Origin of the sequence: Xanthobacter autotrophicus, assembly GCF_029991245.1 — a bacterium.
Classification (GTDB): Bacteria; Pseudomonadota; Alphaproteobacteria; order Rhizobiales; family Xanthobacteraceae; genus Xanthobacter; species Xanthobacter autotrophicus_C.
Genome location: NZ_JAIVFO010000001.1, coordinates 89,037 through 103,499 on the forward strand (window position 1 = coordinate 89,037; position 14,463 = coordinate 103,499).

The following is a 14,463-nucleotide window of genomic DNA, read 5'->3' on the forward strand; positions in this document are numbered from 1 at the left end:
CGGAATGCTCGACATGCCCCGCGACACGGCGGACGGATGGGTCGGCCGCGCCATCGAGCGCGTGGAGGATGCCGCCCTCCTCACCGGCCGCGGCCGCTATCTGGACGATCTCGGGGTGAAGCCCGGCACGCTCCACATGGCGATCCTGCGCTCCCCCCACCCCCACGCGGACATCATCGCCATCGACACCTCGACGGCGCAGGCGCTGCCCGGTGTCGCCGCCGTGCTCACGGGGGCGGACATCGCGCGCCTCACCACCTCGTTGGTGGTGGGGGTGAAGGCGCCGGTGCAGTGCTGGCCCATGGCGGTGGAGCGCGTGCGCTTCGTCGGCGAGCCGGTGGCGCTGGTGGTCGCAGAGGATCGCTATGTGGCCGAGGACGCCCTCGACCTCATCGAGGTCAGCTACCGCAGCCGCCACGCCGTGGTGGATCCGCTGGCGGCGCTGGACGAGGGCGCGCCGCTGCTGCACGAGGGCTTCCCGCGCAACCTCGCCTCCGACCGTAGCTTCCGCTATGGCGACCCGGAGGGTGCGTTCGCGCGGGCCGACCGCCGGGTTGCCATCTCCATCCTCTATCCGCGAAACTCCTGCACGCCCATAGAGACTTACGGCCTTTTTGCCGAATACGACCCGCACGAGGACGCCTATGATGTCCTCGCCAATTTCCAGGGGCCGTTCTCCATCCATGCGGTGATCGCGCGGGCGCTGAAGGTGCCCGGCAATCGCCTGCGCCTGCGCACCCCGCGCGACAGCGGCGGCTCCTTCGGCATCAAGCAGGGCATCTTTCCCTACATCGTGCTCGGCGCGGTGGCGGCGCGGGTGGCGGGAGCACCGGTGAAGTGGATCGAGGACCGGCTGGAGCATCTGTCGGCCTCGGTCTGCGCCACCAACCGCGCCACCACGCTTGCCGCCGCCGTGACGGCGGACGGGCGCATCACCGCGCTCGATTTCGACCAGGTGGAGGATTGCGGCGCCCATCTGCGCGCGCCGGAGCCGGCCACCCTCTACCGCATGCACGGCAACCTCACCGGCGCCTATGACATCCGCAACCTTGCGGTGCGCAACCGCGTGGTGGTGACCAACAAATGCCCCACCGGCCTCAACCGGGGCTTCGGCGGGCCGCAGGTCTACTTCGCCCTCGAGCGGCTGATGCAGCGCATCGGCGTGGAACTCGGCCTCGATCCGCTGGAGGTGATCCGCCGCAACCTCATCCCGGCAACGGCCTTCCCCTATCGCACCGCCCCCGGCGCGCTGCTGGATTCCGGCGACTACCGGGCGACGCTGGAAGCCGGCCTTGCCGCCGGCAGGCTCGACGACCTCATGGCGCGCCGGGACGCCGCCCGCGCCGAGGGCCGGCTCTACGGCATCGGCTTTGCGGCGGTGGTGGAGCCCTCGGTCTCCAACATGGGCTATATCGCCACCGTCCTCACGGCGGAGGAACGGCGCAAGGCCGGCCCCAAGAACGGCGCCCAGGCCACTGCCACCATCGCCATCGATCCGGTGGGCTCGGTGAGCGTGCATGTGGCATCCGTACCCCAGGGCCAGGGCCACCGCACGGTGCTCTCGCAGGTGGTGGCGGACGTGTTCGGCCTCACCCCGGCCGACATCAAGGTGAATGCGGAGATGGACACGGCGAAGGATGCCTGGTCCATCGCCTCCGGCAATTATGCGAGCCGCTTCGCAGCCGCCGTCGCGGGCGCCGCCAGGCTCGCGGCGGACAAGCTGGCCGGGCGCCTCGCCCGCGTCGCAGCGGCCCAGCTCAATGTCCCGGTGGACGAAATCGTGTTCGCGGGCGGCAAGCTCTGCGCGCGGGACAATCGCGCCAATGCGCTGGCCTTCTCCCGCGTCGCCGCCCTCTCCCACTGGTCCCCCGGCCAGCTGCCGGACGGCACCGCCGCCACCATCCGCGAGACCGTGTTCTGGACCCCGCCGGAACTCACCGCCGCCGACGACGAAGACCACATCAACTCGTCCCTCTGCCACGGCTTCATCTTCGATTATTGCGGCCTCGAGATCGACCGCGACACCGGCGCGGTCCGCATCGACCGCTACGTCACGGCGCATGATTGCGGCACCATCCTCCACCCCGGCATGGTGGATGGGCAGATCCGCGGCGGCTTCGCCCATGCGCTCGGCGCGGCTCTGCTGGAAGAATATGCCTACGGCGCCGACGGCAGCTTCCTGACCGGCACCTTCGCCGACTATCTCGTGCCCACCGCCATGGAAGTGCCCGAGCCGGTCATCGTCCATACGCAGACGCCCTCGCCCTTCACCCCGCTCGGCGCCAAGGGAGTGGGCGAAGGCAATTGCATGTCCACGCCGGTCTGCCTCGCCAATGCGGTGGCGGACGCCCTTGGCGTCGCCGAGGTGCGCCTGCCCCTCGCGCCCTCCGTCATCGCTGCCCTGATCCACGGTGCGGAGGCGCCCGCCCCCGCCGGCGCGCGCGCCCTTGCGGCTCCGCATGCCGGCGGGGCGAAGGGCGAAAAGCTCATGCGCGGCGCCGGCAAGGCCCATGTGCGCGCCGCGCCCGAGGCCATCTGGTCCATGCTGCTGGACCCGCAGACGCTGGACTCCATCATCCCCGGCGCCCATGGCGTCACCAGGGTCTCGGACACCGAGTTCCGCGCCGACGTGACGCTGGGCATCGGCCCGGTGAAGGGCCGCTACAAGGCGCAGGTCGCCCTCTCCGACCTCGACCCGCCGAACGCGGTGACGCTGGGCGGCCGGGTGGACGGGAACCTCGGCTTCGGCGGCGGTTCGGGCCGCATCACCCTGACGCCGGATGGCACGGGCGGAACCGACCTCTCCTACACCTACGAGGCCTTCGTGGGCGGCAAGGTGGCGAGCGTGGGCGGGCGCCTGCTGGATGGCGCGGCCAAGGTGATCATTGGCCAGTTCTTCGCGGCGCTGGCCCGCAAGGCCGGCGGCGGCGGAGCGGCCACGCCCGGCCTCTTCGCGCGGCTGTTCGCAAGGCTCCTGGCCCGGCTTGCCGCGCTGCTGGGAGGGCGCGCGCCATGAAGCCCGCATCCTTCGGTTATGTGCGCGCCGACAGCCTGGACGAGGCGTTGGGCGTGCTGGGGAACGAGGGCGCGGAGGCCCGCGTCCTCGCCGGCGGGCAATCCTTCATGGCCATGCTGAACATGCGCCTCGCCCGGCCCAGGGTGATCATCGACATCATGCGCGTGCCGGCCCTCGCGGAACTGGCGCAGCGCAAGGACGAACTGGTGGTGGGCGCCGGGGTGCGGCAGGCGCGGCTGCTCGCCATGCCGGGACTTGAGCGCACCCTGCCGCTGGTGGCGCAGGCCCTGCCCTTCACCGGCCATGTCCAGACCCGCAGCCGCGGCACCGTGTGCGGCTCCATCGCCCATGCCGACCCCAGCGCCGAGCTGCCGCTGTGCCTGGTGGCGCTGAAGGGCCATGTGCACCTGCGTGCCGCCAAGAGCCGGCGGAAAGTGGCGGCGGCGGAGTTCTTCACCGGCATGATGGCCACGGCAAAGGCCGACGACGAGATGATCGAGGCGGTCTCCTTCCCGGTGGCGAACGGGGAAGGCACCGCCTTCCGCGAGATCGCCCGACGCCATGGCGACTTCGCCATCGTCGCCTGCGCCGCCCTTGTCTCGGACCACGGCATCCGCCTCGCCGTGGGCGGGGTCGCCGACACGGCGGTGGCGCGCGACTGGCCGCATCTGGAGGGCACCGCCCTCGACGATGCGCTCAACGCCTTCGCCTACGAGCTGGACGCCCGCGACGACGTGCATGCGAGCGCGCGCTACCGCCGCGAGCTGGTGCGCCGCATCGGCCGTTCCACCATCGAGGAGGCCGCACGATGCCGCGCCTGAGCGCCGACGCGCGCCACCTGGTGGCGTTCACCCTCAACGGCCGGCCGGTGAAGGGCCTCGCCAGCCCGCGCATCCTGCTGTCGGATTTCCTGCGCCACGAGATCGGAGCCACCGGCACCCATGTGGGCTGCGAGCACGGCGTGTGCGGCGCCTGCACCATCGAGGTGGACGGCATGCTCACCCGCGCCTGCCTGACGCTGGCGGTGCAGGTGGACGGCTCGACCCTGCGCACCGTGGAGGGCCTCGCCCCGGCGCCAGACCGGCTCTCAATCCTCCAGGCCGCCTTCCGGCGCCATCACGCCCTGCAATGCGGCTTCTGCACCGCCGGCATCCTCATGTCGCTGGACGCCTTCCTGCGGGAGACGCCGGAGCCGGACGAAGCGCAAGTGCGCGACCTGCTCTCCGGCCATCTGTGCCGCTGCACCGGCTACACGCCCATCGTCCGCGCCGCCCTGGAGGCGGCGGCGGACCTGCGAAAGACCACAAGGGAAACCGCCCATGCTTGATCTCGGCACCAGCTTCCTCGCCAGCGTGGCGCGCGATCCCGGCGCCATCGCGGTGGTGGACGGGGACCTTCGGCTCACCTACCGCGCGTGGCTCGGCCGGATCGGGGCACTCGTGGCCTCGTTCGACCGGCTGGGCCTCAAGCCCGGCGACCACCTCGTCAGCGTGCTCCAGAACCGCTGGGAGGCGGCGACGCTGCACTGGGCCTGCCAGTTCGCCGGGCTGGTCATCACCCCCGTCAACTGGCGCGCCAAGGGCGACGAGATCGATTTCTGCATCGAGAATGCCGAGGCAAAAGCCCTGGTGTTCGAGGAGGTGTCCGCCGATGCGGCGCGGGAGAGCCGCCTTGCCGGCACCCTGGCGCGCATCGCCGTCGGCACCACGAGGACGGACGGGGCCATCGCGTTCGCGGAGCTGGTGGCGGGCGATGGCGCAGAACCCGAGGCCCGGGTGGGCGCGGATGCCTGGTCCATCATGCTCTACACCTCCGGCACCACGTCGCGCCCCAAGGGGGTGCCGCGCCGCCACCGGGCGGAGCGCGCCGCCGCCGTCGCCCATGTGGCGCAGAACCTCTATCGCCGGGGCGAGGTGACGCTGGGCGTCATGCCGCTCTACCACACCATGGGGGTGCGCTCGCTCATCGCCATGTCGCTCATCGGCGGCACCTTCGTGTGCCTGCCGCGCTACGACACCCGGACCGCCCTCGCCCTCATCGCACGCGAGCGCATCACCAACCTCTATCTGGTCCCGACCCTCTACCACGACCTCGTCCAAGATCCTGCCTTCGCCGGCACGGACGTGACAAGCGTGCGCAAGCTCGGCTTTGCCGGCGCCTCCATGACCGACGGGCTGCTCAGGAAGCTCGACGCGGCATTCCACCCCGAATTGTTCGTGAACCATTACGGCTCCTCGGAAATCTACACCTTCAGCATCGACCAGAAGGCGGTCCGCAAGCCGGGTTCCGCCGGGCGGGCCGGCATCAACCAGATGGTGCGCGTGGTGCGCCTCGGTGCCCGCGGGCCGGACGAATGCGCCGCGCCGGGCGAGGAAGGCGAGATCATCGCGCTGCTCGCCGGCGACGAGGCCTTCGAGGGCTACTGGCGCCGGCCCGAGGCCGACGCCAAGGCCCTGCGCGAGGGCTGGTACTTCACCGGCGACACCGGCTTCGTCGATGCCGACGGCGATCTCTTCGTCACCGGCCGGGTGGACGACATGATCATCACCGGCGGCGAGAACGTCTCGCCGGTGGAGATCGAGAGCTGCCTGTCGCTGCATCCCGCCGTGTCCGAGGTGGCGGTGGTGGGCCTGCCCGACGAGAAGTGGGGCAAGATCGTCGTCGCCTTCATCAAGCGCAAGGCCGAGGTGGAGACCGACGAACTCGACCGCTACTGCCGCGAATCCGGCCTTGCCAACTTCAAGCGGCCGCGCCGCTTCGTGTTCGTCGCGGACATCCCAAAATCGCCCGTGGGCAAGCTGCTGCGCCGCCATCTGGTGGCCGGCGAGTACACGCCCGAGGCCGGTTCCGAACGGGGCGCCGCATGACCGGCCGCGCGATCGGCCCCTCGCCCCGCCCCTCCCCCCATTTCGATAGCCAGGAGACCAGCATGCCTTCCGTGATGACCTTCGCCGATCCCCGCCTCGCGGCCCTGGACGGCTTCCGCGTCGAGATCGACGAGGCGGCCGCGCGCGCCGACATCGTCCTCGACCGCCCGCCCTTCAACATCGTCGCCATGCCCCAGCGCGACCAGTTGCGCCTGGTGTTCGAGGCGCTGGACGAAGATGTGCGCGTGCGGGTCATCGTGGTGCGCGCCATCGGCGAGCATTTCTCCTCCGGCGGCAACATCAAGGGCTTCATGGAGGCGACCCCCGAGCACGTCTCGAAGCTGGCCTGGAACATCGCCGCCCCCGCCCGCGCCGCCAAGCCGGTGATCGCGGCCAATCGCGGCTATTGCTTCGGCGTCGGCTTCGAGCTGTCGCTGGCCTGCGATTTCCGCATCGTCACCGACACCACCCAATACGCCCTACCCGAGCAGAAGCTGGGCCAGATCCCCGGCTCCGGCGGCTCGGCGCGGCTGCAGAAGATGGTGGGCATTACCCGCACCAAGGACATCGTGATGCGCTCCAAGCGCATTTCCGCCCAGCAGGCCCTCGACTGGGGCATCGCCACCGAGAAGGTGGCCGACGCCGACCTGGAAACGGCCACCGACGCGCTGGTGGCGGAGCTGGTCGCCTTCTCCCCCATCGCCCAGCGCACCGCGAAGAAGCTGCTCAACGACACCGAGGACAGCCCCCTCACCATCGCCATCGAGCTGGAAGGCCACTGCTACAGCCGGCTGCGGCAATCCCACGACTTCAAGGAAGGCGTCGAGGCCTTCCACGAGAAGCGCAAGCCCGCCTTCACCGGCCTCTGAGCCAAAAGAAAATCCCTCAAGGAGGAAACCAAGATGGCCACAAGTGATGTCCCCGCAGCCCAGGCGCCCGGAACGCCCGCCGTCATGGAAGTAAGCACAAGGCAGAGGACGAGCGCGATCATCGCCTCGGTCCTCGGCTGGTCCCTCGACCTGTTCGACCTGTTCATCCTGCTCTATGTGGCGCCCGTGGTGGGGCAGCTGTTCTTCCCCTCCTCCCATCCCACCTGGTCGCTGGCGGCGGTCTACGCCTCCTTCGCGGTGACGCTGCTGATGCGGCCCATCGGCTCGGCGATCTTCGGCCACTACGCGGACGTGCACGGCCGCAAGGGCGCCATGCTGGTGGCCATCGTGGGCGTGGGAGTCGCCACCGCCGCGTTCGGCCTGTTGCCTACCATCCACCAGGTGGGGGCGATCGCGCCGGTGCTGTTCATCCTGCTGCGGCTGGTGCAGGGCGTGTTCGTGGGCGGCGTGGTGGCCTCCACCCACACCATCGGCACGGAATCGGTGCCCGCCAACTGGCGCGGCTTCATGTCGGGCCTGGTGGGTGGCGGCGGCGCGGGCATCGGCGCGCTCTTGGCCTCCTTCGTCTTCCTCGTCACCTCCACCCTGTTCCCCGGCGAGGCCTTCGCGCAGATGGGATGGCGGGTGATGTTCTTCTCCGGCATCTTCTCCTCCTTCCTCGGCTGGTTCATCTTCCGCAACCTGGAAGAATCCCCGTTCTGGAAGGAAGCACAGAAGAAGAAGGCGCAGAAGAAGGGGCAGTCCGCCCCGCTCAGGGAGCTGTTCGCCGGGGGCTACCGCAACGTGCTGCTGGTGAACCTGTTCATCACCATCGGCGGCGGCGCGGGCTATTACCTCACCTCCGGCTATATGCCCACCTTCCTCAAGCTCATCAACCAGCTGCCGAACACCACGTCGTCCTACATCCTGATGGCCTGCTCGCTGGCGGCGCTGGTGGCGGCGGTGCTGGTGGGGACGCTGAGCGACATCATCGGCCGCAAGAAGACGTTCTTCATCGTGGGCGTGCTCGCCATCGTCCTTCTGCCCACCTTCTACCTGGGCATGGCGAAGACGGGCGATCTGTCCACCATCGTGTTCTATGCCCTTGGCATCGCCTTCATCGGCAATGCGGGCTACGCGCCGGTGCTGATCTTCCTCAACGAGCGCTTTCCCACCGCCATGCGGGCCACCGGCACCGGACTGTCGTGGAACATCGGCTTCGCCGTGGGTGGCATGATGCCCACCTTCGTGTCGCTGGCCAGCGCGACGCCCGCCGACATCCCCCTGTCGCTCGCCATCTTCGCCGTCGGCGTGTTCGCGCTCTACCTCGTCGGCACGCTGATCATACCGGAGACCAAGGGCAATTTCCGCTAAAGTTGAAGCCTGTGCCGGTGTCCCTCATCCGGCGCAGGCCACCCTTTCCCTTCACGGGCCAGACAATGCAGCATTCCGCGAATATCCGCTCCGGCGGCGAGATCCTGGTGGACGCACTGAAGGTCCACGGCGTCGATACCGTCTATTGCCTGCCGGGCGAGAGCTTCCTGCCCGCCATCGATGCCCTCGCCGGTGCCGCTGACAGCATCCGCACCATCGTCACCCGCCACGAGGCGGCGGCGGCCAACATGGCGGAAGCCTATGGCAAGCTCACCGGGCGGCCCGGGGTGTGCTTCGTCACCCGCGGGCCGGGCGCGAGCCATGCCGCCATCGGCATCCACACCGCCTCGCAGGATTCCACCCCGCTCATCCTGTTCATCGGGCAGGTGGGTTCCACCATGCGCGGGCGGGAGGCGTGGCAGGAGGTGGACTATCCCGCCATGTTCGGCGGCATGGCCAAGTGGGTGGTGGAGGTGGACCGGCCGGAGCGCATTCCCGAACTGGTCTCCCGCGCCTTCCATGTGGCCGTCTCCGGCCGGCCCGGCCCGGTGGTGGTGGCCCTGCCCGAGGACGTGCTGGGGGCCGCAGCTGAAGTCACCGATGCTGAAGCCTTCAAGCGTGTCGCCGCCCATCCCGGTGCCGACGACCTTGCCCGCCTCGCCGCCATGCTGGAGGCCAGCGAGCGCCCCCTCGTCATCGTCGGCGGCGGCGGCTGGGATGCCAAGGCCTGCCGCGACTTCCAGCGCTTCGTGGAAGCCTTCGACCTGCCGGTGGCGGCGGCTTTCCGGCGGCAGGACATCCTCGACAACCACCATCCCAATTATGTGGGCCATGCGGGGCTGGGGCCGAACCCGAAGCTGGTGGCGCGCATCCGCGCCGCCGACCTGATCCTGGCGGTGGGTCCGCGCCTCGGCGAGACCACCACCGCCGGCTACACCCTGTTCGAGCTGCCGCGCCCGGCGCAGCGCTTCATCCATGTCCATGCCGATCCGCTGGAGCTGGGCCGGGTCTATCAGGCCGACCTGCCCATCAATGCCGGCCTGCGCGAGTTCGCCGCCGCGGCCGCCGCGCTGAAGCCCAAGGGCCCGGCGGGCTGGCATGCCCCGGCGCCATGGAGCGCCGCGGTGAAGGCCGCCCGCGCCGACTATCTCGCCGACCAGACGCCGGGCACCATGCCGGGCCGGCTCGATCTCGGCGCGGTGATGATGCATCTGCGGGCGACCCTGCCGCAGGATGCCATCCTCACCAACGGCGCCGGCAACTACGCCATCTGGGTCCACAAGTTCCATCGCTATGGCGGCTTCCGCACCCAGCTTGCCCCCACCTCCGGCGCCATGGGCTACGGCCTGCCGGCCGCCATCGCCGCCAAACTCCTTGAGCCCGCGCGCGACGTGATCTGCTTCGCCGGCGACGGCTGCTTCCAGATGAGCGGGCAGGAGCTGGCCACCGCCTGCCAGTATGGCGCCGGCGTGGTGGTGATGGTGGTGAACAACGGCATCTACGGCTCCATCCGCATGCACCAGGAGAAGGAATATCCCGGCCGGGTGTTCGCCACCACGCTGGAGAACCCCGACTTTCCCGCCTTGGCACGGGCCTATGGCGCCTTCGGCGAGCGGGTCGAGGAAACCGCCGCCTTCGCCGATGCCTTTGCCCGCGCCCGCGCCTTCGCCGCCGAGACCAACAAGCCGGCCCTGCTTGAGCTTGTCATCGATCCCGAGGCCATCACGCCGTCCGCCACCCTCACCGGCCTGCGCGAGGCTGCATTGAAGGCCGGCCATGGCAAAACATAACGCCGCCGAACGGCGGGGAGGACCACCCATGAACGCCATCACCACCATCCGCGCGCAGAACCTCATCGACGGCGCCTGGCAGGGCGCCGCCTCCGGCGAGACCGCGGTCAGCTTCGATCCGGCCACCGGCGCCGCGCTCGGTCATTTCCCGGCCAGCGGCAAGGCGGATGCGGACGCCGCCATCGCCGCCGCCCGCCGGGCGTTCGAGCGGCCGCAGTGGGCCCAGGCGCCGCGCCTGCGGCAGATGGTGATGCTGCGCTGGGCCGACGCCATGGAGCAGCGGGCGGAGGACCTCGCCCGCCTGCTCACGGCGGAAAACGGCAAGACGCTGGCCCAGTCGCGGGGCGAGATCGCCGGCTCCATCTCCGAGATCCGCTATTATGCGGGGCTCGCCCGCTTTATTCCCGGCCATGTGTTCGAGGTGGAGCCCGGCGCCTATTCCACCCTGCTGAAGGAGCCGGCGGGGGTGGCCGGCCTCATCATCCCGTGGAACGCGCCGGCGGTGCTGCTCATCCGCGCGCTCACCCCGGCGCTGGCGGCCGGCTGCACGGCGGTGGTGAAGCCCGCCCCGCAGACCGCGCTGGTCACCGCCGCGATCATCCGCACCCTCGCCGAGGCGGACGGGCTGCCGCAGGGCGTCGTCAACCTCGTCAGCGAGACCGGCCATGCGGTGGCGCAGACCCTCGTCACGTCGCCGGAGGTGGACGTGATCTCCTTCACCGGCTCCAACGCCACCGGCGCCCGCATCATGGCCGATGCCGCCCCCACCATGAAGAAGCTGTCGCTGGAGCTGGGCGGCAAGTCGGCCTGCCTCGTGTTCGAGGATGCGGACATGGCCGAGGTGGCGCCGAAGCTCGCCGCCGCCGCCACCATCATCTCCGGCCAGCAATGCACCGCCGCCCGCCGCGTGCTGGTGCACGAAAGCCGCTACGCCGCCATGAAGGCCGCGCTGAAGGCCGCCCTTGCCGCCCTGAAGGTGGCGCCGGGCGACGCGGATGGTTCCCAGATGGGGCCTCTGGTGGATGCCGCGGCGCGCGACCAGGTGGACCGGCGCATCGTCGAGGCCATGGACGCGGCGGACGAGGTGGTGCTGGCCGGCACCCGCCCCGGCGGCGCGCTTCAGGCCGGCGCCTTCCTCACCCCCACCCTGCTCGCCCATGAGGACACCGGCGCCTTCTTCGTGCAGGAGGAGATCTTCGGCCCCCTCGTCGTCCTCGAGCGCTTCGCCGACGAGGCCGACGCGGTGCGCCGCGCCAACCATTCCGACTACGGCCTCTCCGCCTCGGTCTGGACCCGGGACGGCGCGCGGGCCATGCGCGTGGCGCGGGCGCTGCGCAACGGCACGGTGTGGATCAACGACCACAACAAGCTGTTCGCGGAAGCCGAGACCGGCGGCTATCGCAGGAGCGGCCTCGGCCGCCTGCACGGTTATGACGCCCTGATCGACTTCATGGAGATCAAGCACATCTACCAGGACGCCGGCGTCGTCTGAGCCGGCCCCGCGGCGCCGGTTGCAAGCCGGGGCCGTCCGGATATCGCCCTCCCCATCGTTCCCGACCCCTCCCAGCCACGGCCCTCAGGCCGCAGGAGCAGGCACGCCATGGCCCTCCCCGAAACGGCCTTCTTCGACACGGTCATCATCGGCGGCGGCTCCGCCGGCTGCGTGCTGGCGAACCGCCTGTCCGCCGATCCCCGCCATCGGGTCCTGCTGGTGGAAGCGGGGGCGGACACGCCGCCCGGCGCCGTCCCCGCCGCCATCGCCGATGCCTATCCCATGGGCCTGTTCCACGGCGACCGCTTCATCTGGCCCGGCCTGACGGCCTTCACCACCCGCCGCGCGGACGGCACCCGCGGCAAGCGCGCCTACGAGCAGGGGCGCATCATGGGCGGCGGCTCCAGCATCAACGTGCAGTCGGCCAATCGCGGCCTGCCCCGCGACTATGACGAGTGGGCGGAACTGGGCGCCGCCGGCTGGGCCTGGGCCGACGTGCTGCCCTATTTCCGCAGGCTGGAGCGGGACCTCGACTTCGACGGCCCGCTCCACGGCCGGGACGGACCCATTCCCATCCGCCGCATCCTGCCGCCCCACTGGCCGGCCTTCGCCGAGGCGGCGACGACCGCGTTCGCTTCGGGCGGACTGCCGCGCCGGCTGGACCAGAACGGCGAATGCGAGGACGGCGTCTTCCCCACCGCCTTCAACGCCGAGAACGGCCAGCGGGTCTCCACCGCCGTCGCCTATCTCGATCCGGCGACGCGGGCACGCCCGAACCTCGCCATCTGGCCCCGGACGCAGCTTCTGCGCCTCTTCCTGGAAGGAACGCGGGCAAATGGCGTGGAACTGGAGCGCGACGGGGAAAGGCTCCGCGTCTCGGCCGGCCGCGTGGCGGTGACGGCGGGCGCGCTCCAGACTCCCGCCATCCTCATGCGCGCGGGCATCGGCGACGGCGCGGCGCTGGCGGCGCTCGGCATCCCGGTGGCCGTTCACCGGCCGGGGGTGGGGCAGAACCTGCGCGACCACCCCGCCCTCACCTTCTGCCAGTATCTGCCGCGCCACCTGCGCCTTCCGGCCCCCCACCGGCGCGCCGGCTTCGCCGCCCTGCGCTTTTCATCGGGCATCGACGGGGGCGAAGCCTCCGACCTGTATGCCACCGCCTCGGCCCGGGCCGGCTGGCATGGGCTCGGACGACGGCTGGCGCTCTATTTCCTGTGGTGCAACCGGCCGAAGTCGAGCGGCCGGGTCCGCCTCGTCTCCCCCGATCCGGCGATCTATCCGGAGGCCGACCTCGACCTGCTGAGCAACCCCTCCGACCTCGCCCGGATGATGGCGGGGGTGCGCACCCTGCTCCCCCTGCTCGCCAGCGAAGCGCTCAATCCCGATCCCGGCGACCTGTTCCCCGCCGCCTTCTCGCCCTTCATCAAGCGCCTGAGCCGGGTGTCGCGCGCCAACGCTTTGGTCACGGCGGGGCTCGGCGCGCTGCTGGACGTGCCGGCGGCGCTGCGCCAGCCCGCCCTGCGCCGCTTCCTGTCGCAGGGCGCGTCCCTGGCCGAGATCGTCGGCGACGAGGCGCGGCTGGAAGCGTTCGTGCGCGGCCACGTCTTCGGCGTGTGGCACGCCAGCGGCACCTGCCGCATGGGCGATGCGGCGGACCCGCAGGCGGTGGTCGATCCCCAGGGCCGCGTCATCGGCACCGACAACATCCATGTGGCGGACGCCTCGGTGATGCCGCGCCTGCCGACAGCCAATACCAACATACCGGTAATCATGATCGCCGAGAAGATCGCCGACCATCTCGCCGGCCGTCTCTGAAGGCTAGGCCACAGACCAGCCTCAGTCCGCGTTCCCGCCATGGCGCAGGGACGAGGGCGTCCGCCCGAAGCTCTTGCGGAACAGCCGGTTGAAGGTGGCGATATCGTTGAAGCCGGCTTCGAAGGCGATATCGGACACCTTCTTGCCCGCGTTGGCGGGATCGGTCAGGGCGCTGCGGGCAAGATGGAGACGCGACCAGGTGAGATGTTCCTTCAGGGTGACGCCGTGCTGCTGGAACATCTTCTGGAGGGTGCGCACATTGATCTTGTGGCGCTGCGCCACCTGCGACACGCCGAAATCGTGCCGGCTGCAATTGGCCGCGATGTCGAGCAGGATCTCCTGATAGAGCGCATCGCGCCCTTCCGGCCGCCGCGCGGCGGCGCTGCCCCCCGGCCCCGCGGCGAAGGCGAGGAGGCCGAGAAGCGCGCTTTCACAGAACAGCGCCAGGGCGGGCGACAACGGGCGTCCAAGAAGGCCCGCGGCATGCGAGACCAGAATGTCCAGCGCCGGATCGGGGCCGGCCGAAACCCCGAACGGCGCCGCCTTGAGTGCGTCGGCGAGCTTAAGCACCTGACGCGGGAGGAGCACGAGGGTCACCTCGCCGGCCGCATGGTGCAGCGCGGCCTCCCGCGCGACCACCCCAAGGAAGGCCCGGCCGGCCTCGATGGCGACCGGTTGCATGTCTTCGATACGCACCGTGGCAGATTCGGAACACCTGCCGATGAAGATACCCGGCTCGGGCGACGCGGTGATGTGGAAATTGCCGGGACCGTCTGCTCTTCCGCCAATAATCGTAACGGTATGCAAGGCTGTGGCCTGGAAGGGCGAAGCCGTCTCTTCCTGCAACTGCGCGCCATCCATGTTGCCGCCGGCCCCGTCAAAGGCAACTAATGGCAAAACAGGCGACGTCTTCTGCGCAGCGCTTGCACCTATACTTAGCCTATAATGCTTTCCCGCGCTGGTTGTGCTGTTCATCACTGGGTGGCCGCTCCCCGCATCGCAGCGGAGAACAATACAAACAGAGTGTAAATGCAAATGACTGTATTATCGTACCGCCATATAACTTGCGTCAATCAAACTTACCCAAGGTATTATACACCGGAACCGGCTTCTAAAACTCATACTAACTCACTGTTTTATATCAGCTTTCGTGCATTTCATGCAAAACTGCAACACACCCGACGAATATGAAGAAGTTCGCATTTTGAGGTGCGAAGATTCGCCGCCTGCGGAGCGGCGA

General features: G+C 69.8%; 10 protein-coding genes. 9 read left to right on the plus strand and 1 reads right to left on the minus strand.

Features of this window, described 5'->3' with window-relative positions; all coding sequences use genetic code 11:
* Positions 1–4: 4 nt before the first annotated feature.
* The 9 genes from K9U41_RS00390 to K9U41_RS00430 all read left to right on the plus strand — a co-directional run bounded on the left by K9U41_RS00390 (position 5) and on the right by K9U41_RS00430 (position 13,223).
* Entirely contained in the window at positions 5–3,016 is a 3,012-nt protein-coding gene (locus K9U41_RS00390; RefSeq protein WP_282638858.1) for a xanthine dehydrogenase family protein molybdopterin-binding subunit, read from the plus strand.
* Positions 3,013–3,837 (plus strand): FAD binding domain-containing protein, encoded by an 825-nt coding sequence (locus K9U41_RS00395; RefSeq protein WP_282638859.1) that lies wholly within the window; start codon positions 3,013–3,015, stop codon positions 3,835–3,837. Before K9U41_RS00390 ends, K9U41_RS00395 begins: the two co-directional genes overlap by 4 nt.
* A complete protein-coding gene (locus K9U41_RS00400; RefSeq protein ID WP_282638860.1) occupies positions 3,825–4,343 on the plus strand; it encodes a (2Fe-2S)-binding protein in 519 nt (172 codons plus the stop codon). Before K9U41_RS00395 ends, K9U41_RS00400 begins: the two co-directional genes overlap by 13 nt.
* Positions 4,336–5,883 (plus strand): AMP-binding protein, encoded by a 1,548-nt coding sequence (locus tag K9U41_RS00405; RefSeq protein ID WP_282638861.1) that lies wholly within the window; start codon positions 4,336–4,338, stop codon positions 5,881–5,883. The genes K9U41_RS00400 and K9U41_RS00405 overlap by 8 nt, the downstream gene beginning before the upstream one ends.
* Positions 5,884–5,945: 62 nt before the next feature.
* Positions 5,946–6,752 carry an enoyl-CoA hydratase/isomerase family protein gene (locus K9U41_RS00410; protein WP_282638862.1) on the plus strand — a complete coding sequence of 269 codons (807 nt, stop codon included), beginning with the start codon at positions 5,946–5,948 and terminating at the stop codon, positions 6,750–6,752.
* Between the two features lie 33 nt (positions 6,753–6,785).
* Entirely contained in the window at positions 6,786–8,126 is a 1,341-nt protein-coding gene (locus K9U41_RS00415; protein WP_282638863.1) for an MFS transporter, read from the plus strand.
* A 65-nt stretch (positions 8,127–8,191) separates the two neighbouring features.
* Positions 8,192–9,916 carry a thiamine pyrophosphate-binding protein gene (locus K9U41_RS00420; RefSeq protein ID WP_282638864.1) on the plus strand — a complete coding sequence of 575 codons (1,725 nt, stop codon included), beginning with the start codon at positions 8,192–8,194 and terminating at the stop codon, positions 9,914–9,916.
* A 28-nt stretch (positions 9,917–9,944) separates the two neighbouring features.
* Positions 9,945–11,408, plus strand: a complete 1,464-nt coding sequence (locus K9U41_RS00425; RefSeq protein WP_282638865.1) for an aldehyde dehydrogenase family protein — start codon at positions 9,945–9,947, stop codon at positions 11,406–11,408.
* A 108-nt stretch (positions 11,409–11,516) separates the two neighbouring features.
* Positions 11,517–13,223 (plus strand): GMC family oxidoreductase, encoded by a 1,707-nt coding sequence (locus K9U41_RS00430; RefSeq protein ID WP_282638866.1) that lies wholly within the window; start codon positions 11,517–11,519, stop codon positions 13,221–13,223.
* Positions 13,224–13,244: 21 nt separating this feature from the next.
* Here the strand turns inward: K9U41_RS00430 and K9U41_RS00435 are convergent, their stop codons facing one another.
* Positions 13,245–14,198: a helix-turn-helix transcriptional regulator gene (locus K9U41_RS00435; RefSeq protein ID WP_282638867.1), complete on the minus strand. Its 954-nt coding sequence runs from the start codon at positions 14,196–14,198 to the stop codon at positions 13,245–13,247.
* Positions 14,199–14,463 lie beyond the last annotated feature (265 nt).

Coding starts and splice junctions, on each gene's coding strand:
- K9U41_RS00420 (WP_282638864.1), top strand. CDS start 8,192: ATGCAGCATTCCGCGAATATCCGCTCCGGCGGCGAGATCCTGGTGGAC.
- K9U41_RS00405 (WP_282638861.1), top strand. CDS start 4,336: ATGCTTGATCTCGGCACCAGCTTCCTCGCCAGCGTGGCGCGCGATCCC.
- K9U41_RS00430 (WP_282638866.1), top strand. CDS start 11,517: ATGGCCCTCCCCGAAACGGCCTTCTTCGACACGGTCATCATCGGCGGC.
- K9U41_RS00415 (WP_282638863.1), top strand. CDS start 6,786: ATGGCCACAAGTGATGTCCCCGCAGCCCAGGCGCCCGGAACGCCCGCC.
- K9U41_RS00435 (WP_282638867.1), bottom strand. CDS start 14,198: ATGAACAGCACAACCAGCGCGGGAAAGCATTATAGGCTAAGTATAGGT.
- K9U41_RS00390 (WP_282638858.1), top strand. CDS start 5: ATGCTCGACATGCCCCGCGACACGGCGGACGGATGGGTCGGCCGCGCC.
- K9U41_RS00400 (WP_282638860.1), top strand. CDS start 3,825: ATGCCGCGCCTGAGCGCCGACGCGCGCCACCTGGTGGCGTTCACCCTC.
- K9U41_RS00395 (WP_282638859.1), top strand. CDS start 3,013: ATGAAGCCCGCATCCTTCGGTTATGTGCGCGCCGACAGCCTGGACGAG.
- K9U41_RS00425 (WP_282638865.1), top strand. CDS start 9,945: ATGAACGCCATCACCACCATCCGCGCGCAGAACCTCATCGACGGCGCC.
- K9U41_RS00410 (WP_282638862.1), top strand. CDS start 5,946: ATGCCTTCCGTGATGACCTTCGCCGATCCCCGCCTCGCGGCCCTGGAC.